An 18217-nucleotide genomic window follows, 5' to 3' on the forward strand; every position below is an offset into this window, starting at 1 on the left:
GCATCGCGGGGGTGAGCCGACTCCCGCGCCTGCCGCTGAACGCGGCCCTGCCCCCACCCCCCTCCGCGGGGGTGGCGGGCGACCCGGGGGTGTGCCGGCCCGGCGGGCAGTTCCGGCGCGTGAGCGCGGAACGGGTGGTCCTCCTCGGTGGCCCCGCCGCGATCCTGCTCCAGGTCGCCCACCCCCTGGTGGCCGAGGGGGTCGCGGCGCACAGCGACTACACCTCCGGCCCCGCGCACCGGCTGCTCGCCACCCTGCAAGCCGCGCTGACCGTCACCTTCGGCGACACCGAGCAGGCCCGCGCCGCGGCCCGCCACGTCGGCGCCCAGCACGCCCGGGTCCGCGGCACCACCCGCGCCGACGTCCCCGGGACCCCCGCGGGCACCCCCTACCGCGCCAACGACCCCGACCTCGCGCTGTGGGTCCACGCCACGCTCGTCTGGACCGCGCGACGGGTGACCGAGCGCTACGCCGGGCTCGTCCTCACCCCCGACCAGCGCGAGCAGCACTGGCAGGAGTCCAAGCCCTTCGCGCGGCTGTTCGCGGTTCCCGACCGCGTGCTGCCCGCGACCGTCGCCGACTTCGACGCCTACGTCGAGGACGCGTTCTCCCGGCTCGTCGTCACCCCCGGCGCCCGCCGGGTCGCGCACGACGTCCTCACCCAGCGCACCGCTCCCCCGCTGCCCGGGGTGGCCGCCCTGGCCCGCAGCGTCACCGCCGACGTCCTCCCCCCGCGCCTGGCCCGCGCCTACGACCTGACCCCCACCGCGGGCCGGCGGGCCGCCGCCCTCGTCACCCGGGCCGCGCTGCGCTCGGTGCGGCCCGTCCTGCCCCGGTCCCTCGCGCAGTGGCCGCACGCCGAGGTCGCCCGGCAGCGCACCGCGGCGCCCGCCCCGCGCGCGGCGGCCGGGGCCTAGCGTGGCCCCCGTGCCCGCTCCCGCGCTGACCCCCGAGACCGTCGCCGCCGCCACCGCCGCGGCCGCCCGCTGGGTGGACTTCCGCCGCCGTCGCCTCGACGTGCCCGGGGTGCAGTTCGCGGTGCGGCTGCAGGACGACCTGGTGCACTCCAGCGCCCACGGCCACGCCGACCGCGAGGACGACGTCGCCCTCACCCCCGCGCACGTCTTCCGGGTCGCCTCGCACTCGAAGACCTTCACCGCGACGGCGGTGCTGCGCCTGGCCGAGCAGGGCCGGCTGCGCGTGGACGACGAGGTCGGCGCGCACGTGCCCTGGGTCCGGGAGGAGGACGCCGAGCTGGGCCGGGCCAGCCTGCGGGAACTGCTGGGGCACGCGAGCGGGGTGACCCGGGACGGCCGGCACGGCGACTTCTGGCAGCTCGACGGGGCGTTCCCCGACGTCGAGGGCCTGCGCGGCGCCGTGCGCACCGGCGGGTCGGTCCTCCCCCGCTCCTCACGCTTCAAGTACTCCAACGTCGGGTACGCGCTGCTGGGCCTGGTCGTGGAGGCGGTGACCGGGACCTCCTACGCGGAGCACGTCGCGCACGAGCTGGTCGCCCCGCTGGGCCTGACCCGCACGACCCCGGACCTGCCCGCGGCCGGGGACCTGGCGACCGGCTACTCGGCCGCGGCGGTGGGTCCGCGTCGCCCGCTGGGGCACCCGGCCACGGCGGCGATGGCGGCCGCGGCGGGGTTCTGCTCCACCGCCGAGGACCTCACCGCGTGGTTCTCCGCGCACCGCCCCGGCCGCACCGAGCTGCTGGACGACCACGCGAAGCGGCTGGCCCAGCGCGCGGAGTGGCCCACCGAGGGCGTCGACCGCAGCTACGGGCTGGGCTTCACCGGGGAGAAGGTCGGCGAGCGCCGGCTCGTGGGGCACTCCGGGGGTTTCCCGGGCCACATCACCAAGAGCCTCCTGGACCCCGAGGCGGGTCTCGCGCTGAGCGTGCTGACGAACTGCGCCGACGGCCCCGCCACCGAGCTCGCGGTGGGGGCGGTGAAGCTGATCGACCTGTTCGCCACCGAGTGGGGCCGGACCGAGCCCGCGGTCGACCTCAACGCGTTCCGCGGCCGGTGGGCGACCCTGTGGGGCGTGGTGGACGTCGTCCGCGCCGGGTCCACCCTCATCGCCCTGGACCCCGACACCACCGACCCCGCCGCGAGCCCGCTGACGTTCGACGTGGTCGACGAGCGCACCCTGCGCGTCGTGCGCGACAGCGGGTCCGGGTCCTTCGGGGAGGACTGGGTGCTGGGCCGGCGCGAGGACGGCACCCCGACGCTGCGCGGGGACAGCGGCATCACGATGGTGCCGCTGTCCCGCTGGGCGGCGGTCTGAGGCCGCGGCTCAGGCGTCCAGCGACGCGTCGAGGGTGATCTCCACCCCGGTGAGGGCCTTGGAGACCGGGCAGGTGGCCTTGGCGGCCTGCGCGGTCTCGGCGAAGGTGGCGGCGTCGATCCCGCTCGCCTCACCGGTGACGGTGAGCTTGATGCCGGTGAGCCGGAACCCGCCGGCCGGGTCCGGCCCGAGGGAGACGTCGGCGGTCACCTCGAGGCTCTCCGGGGTCGCGCCGGCCTCGGCGAGCAGCGCGGAGAACTGCATCGCGAAGCAGGAGGAGTGCGCGGCCGCGATGAGCTCCTCGGGGCTGGTGGTGCCCCCGGCGTCGTCCGCGGCGCGCTTGGGGAAGGACACGTCGTAGGTGCCGACCTTGGAGCTGGACAGCTCGACCTGGCCCGAGCCCTGCTCCAGGGTGCCGTTCCAGGCGGTGCGTGCGGTGCGGGTGGGCATGGTTCCTCCACGGTGTCGAGACGTCTGGCGCTGCCATCCTCACCAGCCCGACCCCGCACCGCCACCCGGCGCCCGCGATCCGGGAACGGACCCGGGAACGGCCGAAGGCCCGTGGGGAACCCCACGGGCCTTCGGATCGGAACTGGTCAGTCGCGCGGGGCGCTCTGGCGGGGAACCCCGCCCTGGCCGCCCTCGCGGCGCGGGCCGCGGGGGCCGCTGCCCTCGCGACGCGGGCCGCTGCGGAAGCCACCCTCGCGACGCGGGCCGCGGCGCGGACCGCGAGCACCCTCGCGGGTCTCGGTGCGACGGGGCTTGATCACGACGGGTTCGCCGGACTCGGCCACGGCGCGGACGGTCTCGTCCCCGGCGAGCACGTGCTCGACGTTCTGGGCCTCGACCCCCGCGTCCCGGTGCAGCCAGCCGTAGCGGCGGACCTGGTCGGGCAGCGCGATGGCCAGGACGGTCCCGGTCGCACCGGCGCGCGCGGTGCGGCCGGAGCGGTGCAGGTAGTCCTTGTGGTCGTTCGGCGGGTCGACGTGCACGACGAGGTCCACGTCGTCGACGTGGATGCCGCGGGCGGCGACGTCGGTGGCGACCAGGACGCGGGTCTCCCCGGCCGAGAACGCGTCGATCGCCTTGGAACGCTGCGACTGGCGCAGGTCCCCGTGGATCGCCTCGGCCGGTGCGCCGGCCTCGTTCAGCTGGTCGGCGAGGCGCTGGGCGCCGAGCTTGGTGCGGACGAAGAAGATCGACCGCGCCGGGCGCTTGCTGATCTCGGTGAGGATCGACAGCTTGTCGTGCGGGCGGACCGCGAACACGCGGTGCTCCATGTGCCCGACGTCGTCGGGGTCGGCCGGCGCGGCGTGGAACGCCGGGTCGGTCAGGAAGTCCGTCACGAGGGCCTCGACACCGCGGTCGAGGGTGGCGGAGAAGAACATCCGCTGCCCGCCGGGCTTGGTGCCCTCCAGGATGGCGCGGACGTTGGGCAGGAAGCCCAGGTCGGCCATGTGGTCGGCCTCGTCGAGCACCGCCACGTCGACCTCCGCGAGGGAGACCGCGTCACGGTCGATGAGGTCCACCAGACGACCCGGGGTCGCGATGAGGACGTCGATGCCGCGCTGGAGGGCGGCGATCTGACGGCCGTAGGGGACGCCGCCGACGACCACGGACAGCCGCAGGTCGAGGGAGTCGCCCAGCGGGCGCAGCGCGTCGGCGACCTGCATGGCCAGCTCGCGGGTCGGCACGAGGACCAGACCGCGCGGGGCGCCGGTGATGCGGGGGCGCTTCTGCTGGGCCAGGCGGGCCAGCATGGGCAGGCCGAAGCCCAGCGTCTTGCCGGAACCGGTGCGGGCCCGGCCGAGGATGTCGCGCCCGGCGATGCCGTCGGGCAGCGTGCGGGACTGGATCGCGAACGGCGCGGTCATGCCGCGACGCTCGAGAGCGGCGACGAGCTCCTCGGGGAGACCGAGCTCGGCGAAGGTCGACTCCGCGACCTCGATCTGCTCGGCCGCGGTGAGGGCCTGCTCGGTCGCGGAGGGAGCGAAGGAACGGGGGCTGCGCGGGGGGCCGCTGCGACGGCTGCTGCCGCCCTGGTAGCCCCCGCGGCTGCTGCCGCCCTGGTAACCGCCACGGCTGCTGCCGCCCTGGTAGCCCCCGGAGGAGGAGCCGCCGCGGTTCTGGTAGCTGCTGCTGCCGCCGCCCTGGTAGCCGCCGCTGCTGGCGCCGCCACCCTGGTAGCTGCTGCCGCCGCCGCCCTGGCCGCGGTAGCCGCCCGAACGGGGGCGGTCGTCGCGGTCGAAGGAGCGGTCGGCGGGTCGGTCCTCGGTGCGGTAGCCGCGGGACTCGCGGCGCTGGAACCCGCCCTCGTCAGAACGCGAGGGGCGGTTGGAACGGTACGAACGGTCGTCGTACTGGGGCATGGAAGATGAACTCCACGTGGGCTCGTCGGCCGCACGGCGGTCCGCCCCCAGGGCGCGCGGTAGCGCGCAGATGCTGAGGTGTGGGACTCAAGCGACCTCGCGGGCGGCTCGCCCGCTGAGATGACGGCATCGACACCGTCCTGACTACAGTAACAGGCCCGGGCCCCGAACCCTTCCCGCCCTCACCCGGGCGCCCGGGCGCCGGGCCGCCGCCCGACGCCCCGGGCGGCCCCCGCGGTCCCCGGTCCCGTTGCGCCGCAGCGCATCAGCCCCGCGAGGCCTGGATGGCGGTCAGCGCGATCGTGTAGACGATGTCGTCGACGAGCGCCCCGCGCGAGAGGTCGTTCACCGGTTTCGCCAGCCCCTGCAGCATCGGGCCCACCGAGATGACCCCCGCGTTGCGCTGCACCGCCTTGTACGTCGTGTTGCCCGTGTTGAGGTCCGGGAACACGAACACCGTGGCGCGGCCGGCGACCGGCGAGTCCGGGGCCTTGGACGCCGCGACCGAGGCGACGGCGGCCGCGTCGTACTGCAGGGGCCCGTCGATGATGAGGTCCGGGTCGCGCTCCCGGGCGATGCGGGTGGCCTCGGCCACCTTGTCCACGCTGGAACCCGACCCCGACGAGCCGGTGGAGAAGCTGATCATCGCCACCCGCGGTTCGATGCCGAAGGCGCGCGCCGACGCCGCCGACTGCAGGGCGATGTCGGCGAGGTCCTCCGCCCCCGGGTCGGGGTTGACCGCGCAGTCGCCGTAGATGACGACGTCGTCGGGCAGGCACATGAAGAAGACGCTGGACACCAGCCGGGCCCCCGGCTTGGTGCGCACGACCTGCAGCGCGGGGCGCACGGTCGCGGCGGTGGTGTGCACCGCCCCGGCCACCAGCCCGTCGACGTCGCCGGCCTGCAGCATCGTGGTGCCCAGCCAGATCGGGTCGGCGAGGGAGTCGCGGGCGACGTCGGGCTGCATGCCCTTGTGCTTGCGGGCCTCGACGAGGACGTCGACGTAGCGCTCGACCAGCCCGGCCGGGTCGAGCACCTCCACGCCCTCGGGCAGGGTCAGCCCGAGCCCGGCCGCGACGGAGGCGACCTCGTCGGGGTGGGCCAGCAGGACGGGGCGGGCGATGCCGCGCTCGGCGCAGATCGCCGCGGCCTGCACGGTGCGCGGCTCGGCGCCCTCGGGCAGCACGATCCGCTGCACCCGCTCGGCGGCCAGGGTGGTCAGGCGGCGGCGGAAGGCCGCGGGCGAGAGGCGCGGGGTGTGCGAGGCCGTGGGCAGCTTGGCCAGCCAGCCGGGGTCGAGGGCGTCGGCGACCGTCGTGGAGACCGCCAGCGCGCGCTCGGCGTCGTCGGCGGGGACCTCCGGGTCGAGGCGGTTGACGGCGGTGGCGGTGGCGTAGGTGCTGCGGTCCGAGCGCAGGATGGGCAGGCCGGTCGCGGCGGCGGCCGCGGTCAGCTCCGCCACCCGGGGGTCCATCCCGACCCCGGCGGTCAGCAGCAGCCCGGCGAGGCGGTTGCCGTTGAGCGCGGCCAGGCAGGTCGCCATGACGACGTCGTGCCGGTCGCCGGGGACGAGGATGAGCCGCCCCTCGCGCAGCAGCGGCAGCATCCCCGGCACGGCCTGCGCCGCGACGACGACCTCCTTGATGCGCCGGCCCTGGTCGCCGTGGGTCAGCACCTCGACGTCGAGGTCGTGGACGAGGTCGCGCACCCGGGCCCAGACGAGGTCGGCGCGGAAGGGCACCGCCCCGACGAGGGGGATGCCGTGGTGCTCCAGCGCCCCGCGCAGCCGCGCGACGCGGGCGACGGCGGTCTCGGGGTCCTCCGGCACCGGCCAGCGCGAGACGACCCCGCCGATGACCCGCAGCGCCTCCCCCGTCCGGTACGTCCCGGCGGTGACGGCCATGTCCTCGGCGATGCGCTCGGGCGCGCCGGGGTCGGTGCCGTCCACGCCGGCGGACCCGACGAGCAGGACGTCGGCGTCCAGGGCCGTGGCCAGCGCCTGGTTGACCCGCCCGGAGAACACCTGGTCCGCCGAGGGCGCCAGGCCCTCGACGACGACGACGTCGTGGGCGGCGAGCACCCCCTCGGCGGCGGCGACGACCTCCTCCATGAGGTCGTCGATGTCGCCGCGGGAGAGGCGCTCGACGACGCGGGAGGCGGGGATCGGCTCGGAGGGGTCCAGCGCGGTGGTGAGCCGGACCAGCGCGACGGAGCGGTCGGGTCCGGTGGCGCGGGTGGGCTGGGCCAGCGGCTTGTGGAAGCCGACGGCGACCCCGCGCGCGTCGAGGGCCCGGACCAGGCCCAGGCAGGTCGAGGTGAGGCCGGCACCGTGGCCGGTGGGGACGACGAGCAGCACGCGGGCCATGGGTCAACCCTCCCCCACTCCGGCTCCGGCGGCGACGGCAGCCCCCGGACCGCTCAGCGGTGCTCGACCAGCGCGACCGTGTCGCGGGCGATGAGCAGCTCCTCGTCGGTGGGCACGACCATGGCCAGGGGGCCGTCGCCGGGGACGGTGATGCGCCCCGCGGGGGTGGAGGAGCGGCCGTGGTCGGCGTTGGCGGCGGGGTCCTCCACGAGGCCGAGGTGGGCCAGGCGGGCCAGCAGCATCGAGCGCACGTTCTTCGCGTTCTCCCCGATGCCGCCGGTGAGGACGAGCGCGTCGAGCCCGCCGAGGGAGACGGTGAGCGCCGCGACGTGCTTGGCGGCGCGGTGGACGAACACGTCGAGGGCGAGCTTCGCCCCGGCGTGGCCCTCGGCGGCCTTCTCCGACAGCGTGCGGACGTCGTTGGACAACCCCGACAGGGCGAGCAGGCCGGACTCGGAGTTCAGCTGCTTCACGACCTCCGCGACCCCGGCGCCGGTGCGCTCGGCGACGAGCTCGACGACCGCGGGGTCGAGGTCGCCGGAGCGGGTGCCCATCACCAGCCCCTCCAGCGGGGTGAGGCCCATGGTGGTGTCCACGGAGCGGCCGTCGAGGACGGCGGTCGCGCTGCACCCGTTGCCGAGGTGGGCGACGACGAGCTTGAGGCCGCGCGGCTCGCGGCCGGCGGTGGCGAGGACCTCGGTGGCGCGCTGGCTGACGTAGCGGTGGCTGGTGCCGTGCATCCCGTAGCGGCGGACCCCGAACTCCTCGTACCAGCGCGTCGGCACGGCGTAGCGGTAGTTCGTCTCCGGCATCGTCTGGTGGAACGCGGTGTCGAAGACGGCGACGTGCGCGAGGTCGGGCAGCACCGCCCGCGCGGCCTCGATCCCGGAGGCGTTGGCGGGGTTGTGCAGGGGCGCCAGGGCGGACAGCTCGTGGATCTGGGCGAGGACGCGGTCATCGACGCGGACCGAGCCGTGGAAGACGGAACCGCCCTGCACGACGCGGTGCCCGACGCCGAGCAGCGGGGGTAGGTCGAGGTCCAGGAGGCGCTGCAGCACGTGGGCCAGCGCCCCGCGGTGCGTCGTGGCGGCCGGGGTGATGGTGCGGGTGCTGGGCCGCCCGTCAGGGCCGGTGGTCGTCATGTGCACGACCGCGTCCGGGGAGCCGATGCGTTCCCCGAGGCAGCTCAGCGACCGCTCCCCCGTCACCGGGTCCACCAGGGCCAGCTTCACCGAGGAGCTGCCGCAGTTCACGACGACGACGGAACCCTGGCTGGTCGACACGCTGTTCTCCTCCGGACGGTCGGGGACGTCCCCCGACCCTCTCACGCGGGCGCGGGCCAGCTCTCGCGCGCGTGGGCGGTCTCCCAGAACAGCCACTCGTAGCGGGTGGCCAGCGCGAACGCGTCGTGCATGGCCTCCACGTCGCCGGGGTTCGCCTCGGCCGCCTCGTCGACGAGGCGGCGGGCCGTCGCGACGGAGGCGTGGAACTCCGGGGCGTCGTAGGCGGCGACCCAGCGGGCGTAGGGGTGCTCGGCGACCAGTTCGGCGTGCGCGGCGAGGCGGCGCCCGGCGTCGGCGTAGATCCAGTAGCAGGGCAGCACCGCGGCCGCGGCGACGGGGTAGGGCGCGGTCGCGGCGGCTGCCACCAGGTAGGAGACGTAGCCCAGGGTGGTGGGCGAGGCGGTCGCCGGTCCCGTCGCCTCGGGCAGCAGGCCGCCGGTGAGCAGGTCGGCGTGCAGGGCGACCTCGACGGCAGCGGCGTTCCCCGCCGACCCGGCCCAGAACCCCGCCGCCGCGGGCCCGGGGGCGCGCGCGGCCAGCAGCGCGAGGGCGCGGGCGTAGCCGGCCAGGTAGATCGTGTCCTGCTCCAGGTAGTGCCGGAACGTCGCGGGGTCCAGCGTCCCCGCGCCCAGCTCGGCGAGGAACGCCGATCCCTCGATCGCGGAGCGCAGGGCGGCGGTGCGGGCCCAGGTGTCGTCGGTGAAGCTCACGGTCGGTCCTCCCGGAGGGCGAAGGCGTGGTCCAGCGGGCCGTGCCCGGAACCGATGGACAGCCGGGCCCCGGCGAGGAGCGCGGCCTGCAGGTAGTCGCGGGCGGGACCCAGGAGGGCCGCCCAGTCGGGGTCCGCCCCGGCGGGGGCGGGGTGCAGCGCGGCCTGCGCGGCGAGCGCCGAGGAGAGGGTGCAGCCGGTGCCGTGGGTGGCGGTGGTCGCGACCCGCTCCCGGCGGACCAGGACGGTGCCGGCGGAGGTGGCGAGGACGTCGACGCTGTCCGTCCCGCTGTCCCCGCCGTCGAGGTGCCCGCCCTTGAGCAGGACCGCGGTCCCGCTGCGCCGCAGCAGTTCCTCGGCCTGCTCGCGGCACTGCGCGACCGAGGTCGCGGGGTCGGTCCCCAGCAGCACCGCCGCCTCGGGGACGTTGGGGGTGACGAGGTCGGCCAGCGGCAGCAGGAGCTCGCGCACCGCGCCGACGGCGTCGGGGTCCAGCAGCGCGTCCCCGCTGGTGGCGACCATCACCGGGTCCAGGACGACGGGGCCGGCGCGCCGGGAGCCCAGCCCCTGCGCGACGGCCCGCACGACCTCGGCGTCGGCGAGCATGCCGATCTTCGTGGCGTCCACGGCGATGTCGTCCAGGACGGCGTCGAGCTGGCGGCGGACGAAGTCCGCGGGCACGGGCAGCACCCCGTGGACCCCGCGGGTGTTCTGCGCGGTGAGGGCGGTGAGGACGCTGGTTCCGTAGACGCCGTGCGCGGCGAAGGTCTTCAGGTCGGCCTGGATGCCCGCTCCCCCGCCGGAGTCGCTGCCGGCGACGGTGAGGGCGACGGGCACCGCGCGGTTCACGAGGCCCGCCCGTGCCACTGCGTGCGCAGGGCCCGGGCCGCGGCCTCGGGGTCCGCGGCGGCGCAGACCTCGGAGACGACGCAGAACCCGGCGATGCCGCTGCCGCGCAGCGCGTCCAGGTTGTCGGGGTGGATCCCGCCGATGGCGACGCAGGGCACCGGGGCGGCGGCCACGACCGCCCGCAGGCCCTCGGGGCCCAGGGGGGCCGCGGCGTCGGGCTTGGTGGCGGTGGCCCGGACGGGCCCGACGCCGAGGTAGTCGACCACGGCCGGGTCGACGGCGGCGGCCTGCGCGGGGGTGGAGACCGACAGCCCCAGCAGCAGGTCGGGGGCCAGGCGCCGCACCTCGGCGGCGGGCAGGTCGGACTGGCCCAGGTGCACCCCGTCGGCGCCGGCGATCAGCGCGATGTCCACGGCGTCGTCGACGATCAGCGCGACCCCGGTGCCCCGCAGCACGTCCTGGACGGCGCGGACGAGGGCGAGGCGTTCCCGGTCACCGCCGTCCTTGGCCCGGACCTGCACGGCGCTCACCCCGCCCGCGACGGCGGCGCGGACCACGGCGGGCACCCCGCGCGGGCCGCACAGCCCGGTGTCGGTGACGAGGTAGAGGGTCGGGTCGAACGCGGGCCGGGGGCTCACGCGAGGCGCCCGCTGGTCTCGAGGTCCGCGCGGACGGCGTCGGCGTCGACGGCGTCGAGCTCGTCGATCCAGGCGGTGGCGAAGGAGCCCGGGCGCGCGGCGCGCGCCGCGGCGCGCTCGGCGGCGATGGCGACGTGGACGTGCGCGGCGGCGGCGGCCACCAGCGGGTCGTCCTCGACGGCGGCGTAGGCGGCGACCAGCGCCCCGAGGGAGCACCCGGCCCCGGTCGTGCGGGTCAGCAGCACGTGCCCGCCGGAGACCCGCAGGGTCCGCCCGTCGTGCACGAGGACGTCGACGACCCCGGAGACGGCGACGGCCCCGCCGGTGCGGCGGCTCAGCTCGCGGGCGGCCTCGACGGCCTCCTCGGCCCCGGCGGTGGAGTCGACGCCGCGACCCCCGGAGCCGGCCCCGGCCAGCCCGAGGACCTCGGAGGCGTTGCCGCGGACCACCGTCGGGGAGGAGGCGAGCAGGTCGCGGGCGACGCGGGTGCGGAACTCCAGCCCGCCGACGGCGACGGGGTCGAGCACCCACGGGGTGCGGGAGCGGTCGGCGGACTGCGCGGCCAGGCCCATGGCCCGGGCCCGGTCGTCGTCGAGGGTCCCGACGTTGACGAGGACGGCGGAGGCGATCTGCGCGAACGCCGCGGACTCGTGGACGTTGTCGACCATGGCGGGCGCGGCGCCCGCGGCGAGCAGGGCGTTCGCGGTGATGGTCTGCACCACGGAGTTGGTGAGGCACTGCACGAGCGGGGCCCGCTCGGTCAGGGCGGCGCGCGCCGCGGCGAGGGCGGGGGCGGGTACGGGGTGCGGTGCGACGGCCGACATGCCGTGACATCCCTTCGTCAGCATTACCTGCGTCAGGTTCGACGGGTGTGATCTCAGCTGCGCGATCCGCGCGCAGCACCCCGTGTCGCGAGCGACCGTACACCGGCCGGGTTTGCCTCCCGGCTCCCGGGGTAGGTCGTCTCCATGACCTTCGACATGGCGGGGAAGGCGACCCGGGAACGGCCCCGGGTCACGGCTGCGCAGTACCTGTCGCTCATCGCGGGGGCCCTGCTGGTCGTGCTCGGGCTGGCGGGGTTCGCCGTGACCGGTTTCTCCGACTGGACCGGCGGCACGAAGGAGCAGCAGGTCATCGGGTTCGCGGTCAACCCGCTGAGCAACGTCCTGCACCTGGTGCTGGGGGCGCTGGGTCTGCTGGGCCGCACCGGGGCGCGGCGGGCCCGCTGGTACGGGATCCTGCTGTTCCTCGTCGGCGCGGCGCTGTTCACCTACGGCGCGCTGTCGGCCGACCACGACGGGGACCCGCTGAACCTCAACTGGCCGACGAGCACCCTGCACGCGGTGCTCGCGGTCGCCGGGCTCGTGATGGCGTTCGTCCCGGTCAAGACCCCGCCCCAGCCCACGACGGCCGAGCTGAAGTGAACGGCCGGTGCCCCGGCAGGGGCACCGGCCGCGGGGTCAGCTCTCCCCGCCCTCGCGGACCTGGGCCCACAGGTCGACGCCGGCGTCGACGGCGAACTCGTCGATGGCCGTGAGCTCCTCGTCGGTGAAGGCGAGGTTGGCGACGGCGGCGACGTTGTCCTCGACCTGCTGCACGGAACTGGCGCCGATGAGGGTGGTGGTGACGCGGCGGTCGCGCAGCACCCAGGCCAGCGCGAGCTGGGCGAGGGTCTGCCCGCGCCCGTCGGCGATGGCCTGCAGGCCGCGGATGCGGGCCAGGGTGTCGTCGTTGAGGACGGAGGGGTCCAGCGACTTGCCCTGCGCGGCGCGCGAGCCCTCGGGGATCCCGTGGAGGTAGCGGTCGGTCAGCAGCCCCTGGGCGAGGGCGGTGAACGGGATGCAGCCCACGCCCTCGGCCTCCAGCACCTCCAGCAGCCCGGACTCGATCCAGCGGTTGAACATGGAGTACGAGGGCTGGTGGATGAACAGCGGGGTGCCCAGGTCGCGCAGGATCCGCGAGGCCTCCAGGGTGCGCTCGGGGCCGTAGGAGGAGATCCCCACGTACTGCGCCTTGCCGGAGCGGACGATGGCGTCCAGCGCGCCCATCGTCTCCTCCAGCGGGGTGTCGGGGTCGGGGCGGTGGTGGTAGAAGACGTCGACGTGGTCCAGCCCCATGCGCTGCAGGGACTGCTCCAGCGACGCGACCAGGTACTTGCGCGAACCCCGGTCGCCGTAGGGGCCGGGCCACATGTCCCAGCCGGCCTTGGTGGAGATGAACAGCTCGTCGCGGTGGGGGGCGAAGTCCTCGCGGAACAGGCGGCCGAAGTTCGTCTCGGCGCTGCCGTAGGGCGGGCCGTAGTTGTTGGCGAGGTCGAAGTGGGTGATGCCCAGGTCGAAGGCGCGGCGGGCGATGTCGCGCTGGGTCTGGAACGGCTTGTCGTCACCGAAGTTGTGCCAGAACCCCAGGGAGAGGGCGGGCAGCTCGATGCCGCTGCGGCCGCAGCGGCGGAAGGGCATGGACTCGTAGCGTCCGGCGTCGGCGGTGTACGTCACGGACCGATCCTGGCACGGGTACGGGTACGGGCACGGGCCGGCGGTCGCGCTCGGCCCGGCCCGCTCACCCCACGTCGACCGCGCCGGCCCGGACCGCCCCGCGTACGAGGACCCCGGCGTCCACCACCTGCAGGTCCTGCAGCTCGACCTCGGCGGGCACGTCGGTGAGGGCGACCGACCAGCCGTCGTAGCCGGCCGCCTCGAGCAGGTCCTCGGCGCGGCGCAGGGAGACGTCCGCGCCGGCGACCTCGGCGTCCAGCGGTTCCAGCCGCACCGTGGAACCGTCCAGCTCCGGCCGCACCCGCAGGGCGAGGTCGAGCCCGAGGGTGAACACCTCCACGCGCGTGGTGGCCCGGACAGCGTCCCCGGAGCGGGCCAGCGCGACGTCCAGCCCCCGCGCCGACACCTGCCGGGCGAGGTCGTCGAAGGACACCTCGGCCCGCACGGTGCCCGCGGCGACGTCGACGGTCCCCGGGCGCCCCAGGAGCACCTCCCGGGGGACGTCCACCGCGGGGATCCGCACCCGCACGTCGTGCAGCGCGACCGACCCTGCGGGGACGTCCTCGGCGCGCACGGTGACGTCCTCGAAGCGCCCGCGCAGGACCTGCAGGAGGAACGACCCGCCGGCGAGGTCGACGGCGGGGTCGGCGGGCAGGTCGTAGCGGGCCCGCAGCTCCCCGGCGACCCGGGCCGTGGCCCAGCTGCGGGCGGCCAGGTCGGCGGCGACGAGGACCACCCCCAGCGCCAGCACGGTCACCAGCAGGGGGATCAGTCGGCGGCGGGTCACGCGACCACTGTGCCGGACGGGCGGGAAGGGCTGGCGGCCCGTCGTGGTTGGAAGGGGCATGAGCACTCAGGCCCTGACCCTGGAGACGCACGACGACACCGTGAAGGACGGCATCGTCCTCATCGACTTCTGGGCGGACTGGTGCGGTCCGTGCAAGCAGTTCGCGCCCGTCTTCGAGCAGGCCTCCGAGGCCCACGAGGACATCACGTTCACCAAGGTGGACACCGAGGACCAGCAGCAGCTCGCCGCCCGTTACGGGATCACCTCGATCCCGACCCTGGTCGCCTACCGCGACGGCATCCCCGTCTTCGGTCAGCCCGGCGCCCTCCCCGCTCCCGCCCTGGAGCAGCTCATCGAGCAGGTGCGCTCGCTGGACATGGACCAGGTGAAGCGCCAGTACGCCCAGGCCCTGGAGCAGGAGCAGGCCAAGCAGCAGGCGCAGGCCGCGCAGGCCCAGGCCGCCCAGCGCCAGGGCGTGCGCGCGGGGACGGACCCCGCCGCGTTCTGACCGACCCGTCACCAGGAGACCCCGCACCGCTCCGGTGCGGGGTCTTCCTGCGTCCGGGGCCGTGGACCCGCGGGCGCGCACTTTCGTCACCCTGATCGGGTCACCCGTGACGGGAACGGCGGGTGCCTGCTCCGATCGGTGGCTGGAGGTGCGGCACCGGTGGACCCGGGGCAGCGTGGTCCCCGTTCCACCTCCGTCGTCCCCGGGAAGGACCCCTTCCGGTGCTCACCGTCCTGCTCTGCACCGTCTCCGTCGTCGCCGCCGTCTGCGCCGCGATCCGCATGGAGGCGTGGTTGTCCACCGCCCCGCCCGTCCCCGCCGCGCGTGGGCGGGCCCAGACCGACGCCGCGCGGCGCGACGCCGCCACGGCGGGTCGTCCCGCGCGCTGACCGAGCAGCGGTCCGCGGAACCGACCTCACGCGGCCAGGGTCACCGTGGGCCGCAGCAGCGAGCGCAGGACGAGGAAGTTCGTGAGGCCCACCAGCCCCGTCACGACGTACACCACGACCAGCCCGCTCGCTCCGCTGGCCCCCGGGACGAGGTGGTGCCAGGCGGCCAGCGCGGCCGTGCTGAGGACCAGCCCCACCACCGCCGCCGCTCCCCCGGCCCCGTGCCCCTTGAACCACGCCGTGGAGCGCCCCCCGGGGAACGTGAACCGGCGGTGCAGCTCGTTGGTCACCAGCGTGGAGAGCACGACCGCCACCACGTTCACCGCCACCACCGGCACCACCGCCCACGCGGACAGGGCCAGGAACACGGCGGCGTGGGCGACGTTGCCGGTGAGACCCGCCAGCACGAACCGCCCCAGCGTCCACACCCGCGCCACCCGCTCGCGCCGGGCGAGGACGGGCGGAGCCGGCGGCGAAGGTGCGGTGCAGGTGATCACCACGCCAGTCTGCCCACCGGGGTAGCGCACCGCGTCGTCCGCGGGGACCGTCTCCGGCTCATCCCGCTGCCGTACGTGTCGTCCCGCCGCCTCCCCCGGAGGGTGGACCGCAGGGAACCCACGCGGGGCGAGTTCGGCGGAACGGGAGAGCGCCCGCCGTGGTCCGGAGGAGGCAGTCGATCCGCGGCGGGGTGCGTCGGGGTGCGGATGCGTCCCCTCGAAAGCGTTGATCTCCATGGCGAACCGTCGGATGTCGTCGTCACCGTCGTGGTCGTAGCAGTCGATCAGCCTGCGTCGACACGGCGACCAGCGCCCATCAGTTCGACCACCGGTTCGTGCTGCCCTCGACGGTGCCGGTCACGCCGACCACTGCATCGGCTCGACGTCAGCGCGGCGCTGCGTGGTGCCAGCCTTCGGCCGGGCGAGAGGGGACGGAAAATCACTCCGGCGGACAGACGATCGGAGGCGTCGACCCCGGGGCGGTGACGCCTCGTCGTCCCCGCCGAGATCCAGGATGCGCGGTGATCAGCGGTTGCCCTGCAGGATTCGACGCAAGCGCTCTCGCCAGCCCGAGGGTGTGTATGCAGGGCAGGCTTCCGGCCCGCACCAGCCGCAGTCAGAACCCTTGCGGTAGTGCTCGTGGGCGTCGGCGGGGTGCCCGCACCGCGAGCAGAGGCAGTGTCGCGCACCCATGAGGAGAGCTTGACGCATCTGGTCGGTGCAGGCTCGACGAGCGTGTTCGACGCAGGATCACAGGATCAGTTGCGCTCGCCCCTCGACGGGGGACACGCACGATGGCCCCATGACGGTGGAGACCAGGCCGCGACCGATCGCCACGCCATCGCGCGCTTCGTCGCCGACCGCGCCCGGACGAGCCAGCGCCCTCGGCCCCGGAAGGCCAGGAGCGCGGCGGCAGCCACAACGGTTTCCCACCCGCTGCCACCAGGCCGTTCACGAGCATCACGAGGTGACGGCTGACAACCTGGCCCACGCTTTGCTGGAGCTCGCCCTGCAGCACCGGGAGCGACTGGACTTCAAGACCGCCTGGCGGGAGTGGCAGCGGGTCGGCCCTGCGCTCGAGGACGGCGCGACGTAGCGCGAGGAGTCAGGCACCCCTGCGATCACCCTGGGTTGGCGGCGGCATGCAGTCAGTGACAGGACTTCGCGTGAACCGCCCCACGATCATGCTTTCCCGCTCTAAGGTCCGAATCAGGCCGCCGACGGGGGCTTCCGGTCAGACCAACCTAGGAGAGCACGTGGCTCATCCGACCCAGCCGATGCCTGCTCCTGCCCCGGGAAGGCGACGCTGGTACCGCCTGCCCGGGTCATCGGCCCGGCTGGCCTCATCCTCGGTGTGCTCATCGGCAGCGGTTCCGCCGGGGACTCTGAAAGTGCGGTCGCGACAGCGCCCCCTTCGCCCACTTCGACCATCACGGTGACCCAGACCAGCGCCCCCTCGCCGGCGGTGACCGTGACCGAGCAGGCCCCCGCCCCGGCTCCGACGACCATCACCATCACTACGACCGCCGAGCCGGCCGTAGAGGTCCCGACTGCAGCCGAGCCCCTTTCCGAGGCACCCAGCTCGGTGTACTACGCCAACTGCAGTGCAGCTCGCGCCGCTGGCGCGGCACCGCTCCGGACGGGGGATCCTGGATACGCCTCGCACCTCGACCGTGACAGCGACGGCGTCGCTTGCGAGTGACGACCTGAGCGGAACGGCCTTGTCGCTCGATGCCCCATCCTGATGGGGATGGAGCTCCTGGCCGGTCACCCTGACGACTGGTGGGGCGGTCACGACTAGGACCTGTGGTGGACCTACCTCACCCTAGGGCGGCACGGGGCGTCGTCCGTGGCACGAACGTGGCACGCCCCCCGCTCCGGGAGGGAGCGAGGCCCGTGCATTCCGTTGTCTCAGTTGTGGGCCCCCAGGGGATCGAACCCTGAACCCGCGGATTAAAAGAGCGGGGAGAGGTGTCCGGTGGGGTCCGCGGAGGGCGGCTGACCTGGGGTGACGGTGCGCCGGCGTGCGGGGGAGCGGGGCGGCTGCCGTCGCGTTGCCGTCACGGCTGCCGTCAGGACTGGATGCCTGTGCAGTAGCAACTACCCCCAAGTAGGCCATGCCGAAAGCAACGGGCTTGGACGTGGGTCCAAGGTCATGGGCCTTGGTAGGGGGCAGGGGCCGCCGGCGGTCATGGCGACCGTGGCGCGAGCGTCAAAGGAACGTGACCTACGGACGAGTGGTCAAAGTCTGGAGTGTCAACCACATCCACACTCGAAGGGCGCCGAGCCATGGGCTCCCTCAGTGACGTCCTGCACTTAATGCTTTGCGGTGCAGAGCATTTGCGGTGCAGAGCATCTGCGGTAGCCGTCACATGTGGGTGACTGCGGTGCCAGCGTTCAGACGGCACGTGCGTCGCCGGCCTGCGAGCTCCGTGTGACGCTGCCCTCTTGCCGGCAAGGTGACCCGCCGCTTCCCCCTGTGACCCACGACAGCCGAGGTGCACTCGTACCTCTTGACGGCTCGTCCTCTTCTTGGAAGACTACGACATCTTGAAGATGCGGGCTTCGATCGCGCAGAGGAGCAGTTGTGGCTGATCAGTATGCACACGAGTGCCGCATCCGTGACGCCTACTCGCAACGCCTGAGGGAATTTCGCCCCAAGGAGCGAATGCTCAATACGGAGCATCCCTATGCCAATGGTCGATTACGTGCAGACCTGCGAACGATCGATGATGAGGGCGTCCGCCGCATATGGGAGTTCAAAATTTCTGCCGGCTATGGCGCACTGGGTCAGATTCTGACCTATCTGGCGCAAGCCAGAAAGGATGCGCTTTTCGAGTCGACTGTACGCGGAGTTCTTGCCGCCTTTCACTTCCATCAGGAAGTGTGGACGACGGTTGAAGTACTAAACCTCGGCATTGAATTAGTAGTTATTCCTGAAAAGTTGAGCATGGCCGGTGGCGTGCTCAGTCCACCGACGGGCTTCCGTGCCCCCCAAATTCCTAAGCTGCCTCCGGCTTCATCCTGACCCAAAAC

General features: G+C 74.4%; 19 protein-coding genes and 1 riboswitch. Of the genes, 8 read left to right on the forward strand and 11 right to left on the reverse strand.

The genetic code is table 11. The annotated features are described in order from the left end of the window. The first annotated feature begins 11 nt into the window (after positions 1–11). Together KRAD_RS06815 and KRAD_RS06820 are read left to right on the forward strand one after the other, a co-directional pair. Positions 12–917 (forward strand): oxygenase MpaB family protein, encoded by a 906-nt coding sequence (locus tag KRAD_RS06815; protein ID WP_012084802.1) that lies wholly within the window; start codon positions 12–14, stop codon positions 915–917. A 10-nt stretch (positions 918–927) separates the two neighbouring features. Further along, the gene (locus tag KRAD_RS06820; RefSeq protein ID WP_157873510.1) at positions 928–2292 is read left to right on the forward strand and encodes a serine hydrolase domain-containing protein; all 1365 of its coding nucleotides are present in this window, start codon (positions 928–930) and stop codon (positions 2290–2292) included. 9 nt (positions 2293–2301) lie between these two features. Here KRAD_RS06820 and KRAD_RS06825 read toward each other — a convergent pair whose 3' ends face one another. From KRAD_RS06825 to thiM, 8 genes are all read right to left on the reverse strand, one after another. Next, a complete protein-coding gene (locus KRAD_RS06825; protein ID WP_012084804.1) occupies positions 2302–2742 on the reverse strand; it encodes an OsmC family peroxiredoxin in 441 nt (146 codons plus the stop codon). Positions 2743–2888: 146 nt separating this feature from the next. Continuing rightward, entirely contained in the window at positions 2889–4661 is a 1773-nt protein-coding gene (locus tag KRAD_RS06830; RefSeq protein WP_012084805.1) for a DEAD/DEAH box helicase, read from the reverse strand. A gap of 265 nt (positions 4662–4926) precedes the next feature. Beyond that, a complete protein-coding gene (gene pta, locus KRAD_RS06835) occupies positions 4927–7026 on the reverse strand; it encodes a phosphate acetyltransferase (RefSeq protein WP_012084806.1) in 2100 nt (699 codons plus the stop codon). A gap of 53 nt (positions 7027–7079) precedes the next feature. After that, positions 7080–8309, reverse strand: a complete 1230-nt coding sequence (locus KRAD_RS06840; RefSeq protein WP_012084807.1) for an acetate/propionate family kinase — start codon at positions 8307–8309, stop codon at positions 7080–7082. Positions 8310–8350: 41 nt separating this feature from the next. Then, positions 8351–9019, reverse strand: coding sequence for a thiaminase II/PqqC family protein (locus tag KRAD_RS06845; protein ID WP_012084808.1), 669 nt, complete (start codon positions 9017–9019; stop codon positions 8351–8353). Continuing rightward, a complete protein-coding gene (thiD, locus tag KRAD_RS06850) occupies positions 9016–9867 on the reverse strand; it encodes a bifunctional hydroxymethylpyrimidine kinase/phosphomethylpyrimidine kinase (RefSeq protein ID WP_041292813.1) in 852 nt (283 codons plus the stop codon). Before thiD ends, KRAD_RS06845 begins: the two co-directional genes overlap by 4 nt. Then, on the reverse strand, positions 9864–10505 hold the full coding sequence (thiE, locus tag KRAD_RS06855) for a thiamine phosphate synthase (RefSeq protein ID WP_012084811.1): 642 nt from the start codon (positions 10503–10505) through the stop codon (positions 9864–9866). Before thiE ends, thiD begins: the two co-directional genes overlap by 4 nt. Then, positions 10502–11329: a hydroxyethylthiazole kinase gene (thiM, locus tag KRAD_RS06860; RefSeq protein WP_012084812.1), complete on the reverse strand. Its 828-nt coding sequence runs from the start codon at positions 11327–11329 to the stop codon at positions 10502–10504. The genes thiE and thiM overlap by 4 nt, the downstream gene beginning before the upstream one ends. Then, positions 11322–11422: riboswitch (TPP riboswitch) on the reverse strand. It overlaps the preceding gene by 8 nt. A gap of 51 nt (positions 11423–11473) precedes the next feature. Between thiM and KRAD_RS06865 the strand changes: the two genes are divergently transcribed. Then, on the forward strand, positions 11474–11929 hold the full coding sequence (locus KRAD_RS06865; RefSeq protein ID WP_012084813.1) for a DUF4383 domain-containing protein: 456 nt from the start codon (positions 11474–11476) through the stop codon (positions 11927–11929). 36 nt (positions 11930–11965) lie between these two features. On the opposite strand, the gene mgrA is transcribed toward KRAD_RS06865, so the two are convergent. Both mgrA and KRAD_RS24055 read right to left on the reverse strand, forming a co-directional pair. Then, positions 11966–13000: an L-glyceraldehyde 3-phosphate reductase gene (gene mgrA, locus KRAD_RS06870; RefSeq protein ID WP_012084814.1), complete on the reverse strand. Its 1035-nt coding sequence runs from the start codon at positions 12998–13000 to the stop codon at positions 11966–11968. 64 nt (positions 13001–13064) lie between these two features. After that, positions 13065–13787 carry an LmeA family phospholipid-binding protein gene (locus KRAD_RS24055; RefSeq protein ID WP_049821098.1) on the reverse strand — a complete coding sequence of 241 codons (723 nt, stop codon included), beginning with the start codon at positions 13785–13787 and terminating at the stop codon, positions 13065–13067. Positions 13788–13845: 58 nt separating this feature from the next. Here KRAD_RS24055 and trxA point away from each other — a divergent pair, with 58 nt between their 5' ends. Beyond that, a complete protein-coding gene (gene trxA, locus KRAD_RS06880) occupies positions 13846–14295 on the forward strand; it encodes a thioredoxin (RefSeq protein ID WP_012084816.1) in 450 nt (149 codons plus the stop codon). A 221-nt stretch (positions 14296–14516) separates the two neighbouring features. Then, positions 14517–14684, forward strand: a complete 168-nt coding sequence (locus KRAD_RS25900; RefSeq protein ID WP_157873512.1) for a hypothetical protein — start codon at positions 14517–14519, stop codon at positions 14682–14684. 26 nt (positions 14685–14710) lie between these two features. Here KRAD_RS25900 and KRAD_RS06885 read toward each other — a convergent pair whose 3' ends face one another. Then, positions 14711–15181 (reverse strand): GtrA family protein, encoded by a 471-nt coding sequence (locus KRAD_RS06885; RefSeq protein WP_157873514.1) that lies wholly within the window; start codon positions 15179–15181, stop codon positions 14711–14713. 967 nt (positions 15182–16148) lie between these two features. Between KRAD_RS06885 and KRAD_RS27475 the strand changes: the two genes are divergently transcribed. The 3 genes from KRAD_RS27475 (at position 16149) to KRAD_RS25905 (ending at position 18209) form a co-directional block, all read left to right on the forward strand. After that, positions 16149–16277 (forward strand): hypothetical protein, encoded by a 129-nt coding sequence (locus tag KRAD_RS27475; RefSeq protein WP_275263054.1) that lies wholly within the window; start codon positions 16149–16151, stop codon positions 16275–16277. Positions 16278–16766: 489 nt separating this feature from the next. Continuing rightward, positions 16767–16883 carry an excalibur calcium-binding domain-containing protein gene (locus KRAD_RS26910; RefSeq protein WP_238985821.1) on the forward strand — a complete coding sequence of 39 codons (117 nt, stop codon included), beginning with the start codon at positions 16767–16769 and terminating at the stop codon, positions 16881–16883. An 885-nt stretch (positions 16884–17768) separates the two neighbouring features. Next, a complete protein-coding gene (locus KRAD_RS25905) occupies positions 17769–18209 on the forward strand; it encodes a hypothetical protein (protein ID WP_157873516.1) in 441 nt (146 codons plus the stop codon). The last annotated feature ends 8 nt before the right edge of the window (positions 18210–18217 follow it).

This window comes from Kineococcus radiotolerans SRS30216 = ATCC BAA-149 (genome assembly GCF_000017305.1).
In the GTDB taxonomy this organism is placed as follows: domain Bacteria; phylum Actinomycetota; class Actinomycetes; order Actinomycetales; family Kineococcaceae; genus Kineococcus; species Kineococcus radiotolerans.

What these genes read in the sequence shown, in the direction of transcription:
- KRAD_RS06825 (WP_012084804.1), bottom strand. Translation starts at nt 2,742, where the DNA reads ATGCCCACCCGCACCGCACGCACCGCCTGGAACGGCACCCTGGAGCAG.
- KRAD_RS06830 (WP_012084805.1), bottom strand. Translation starts at nt 4,661, where the DNA reads ATGCCCCAGTACGACGACCGTTCGTACCGTTCCAACCGCCCCTCGCGT.
- pta (WP_012084806.1), bottom strand. Translation starts at nt 7,026, where the DNA reads ATGGCCCGCGTGCTGCTCGTCGTCCCCACCGGCCACGGTGCCGGCCTC.
- thiM (WP_012084812.1), bottom strand. Translation starts at nt 11,329, where the DNA reads ATGTCGGCCGTCGCACCGCACCCCGTACCCGCCCCCGCCCTCGCCGCG.
- KRAD_RS06865 (WP_012084813.1), top strand. Translation starts at nt 11,474, where the DNA reads ATGACCTTCGACATGGCGGGGAAGGCGACCCGGGAACGGCCCCGGGTC.
- trxA (WP_012084816.1), top strand. Translation starts at nt 13,846, where the DNA reads ATGAGCACTCAGGCCCTGACCCTGGAGACGCACGACGACACCGTGAAG.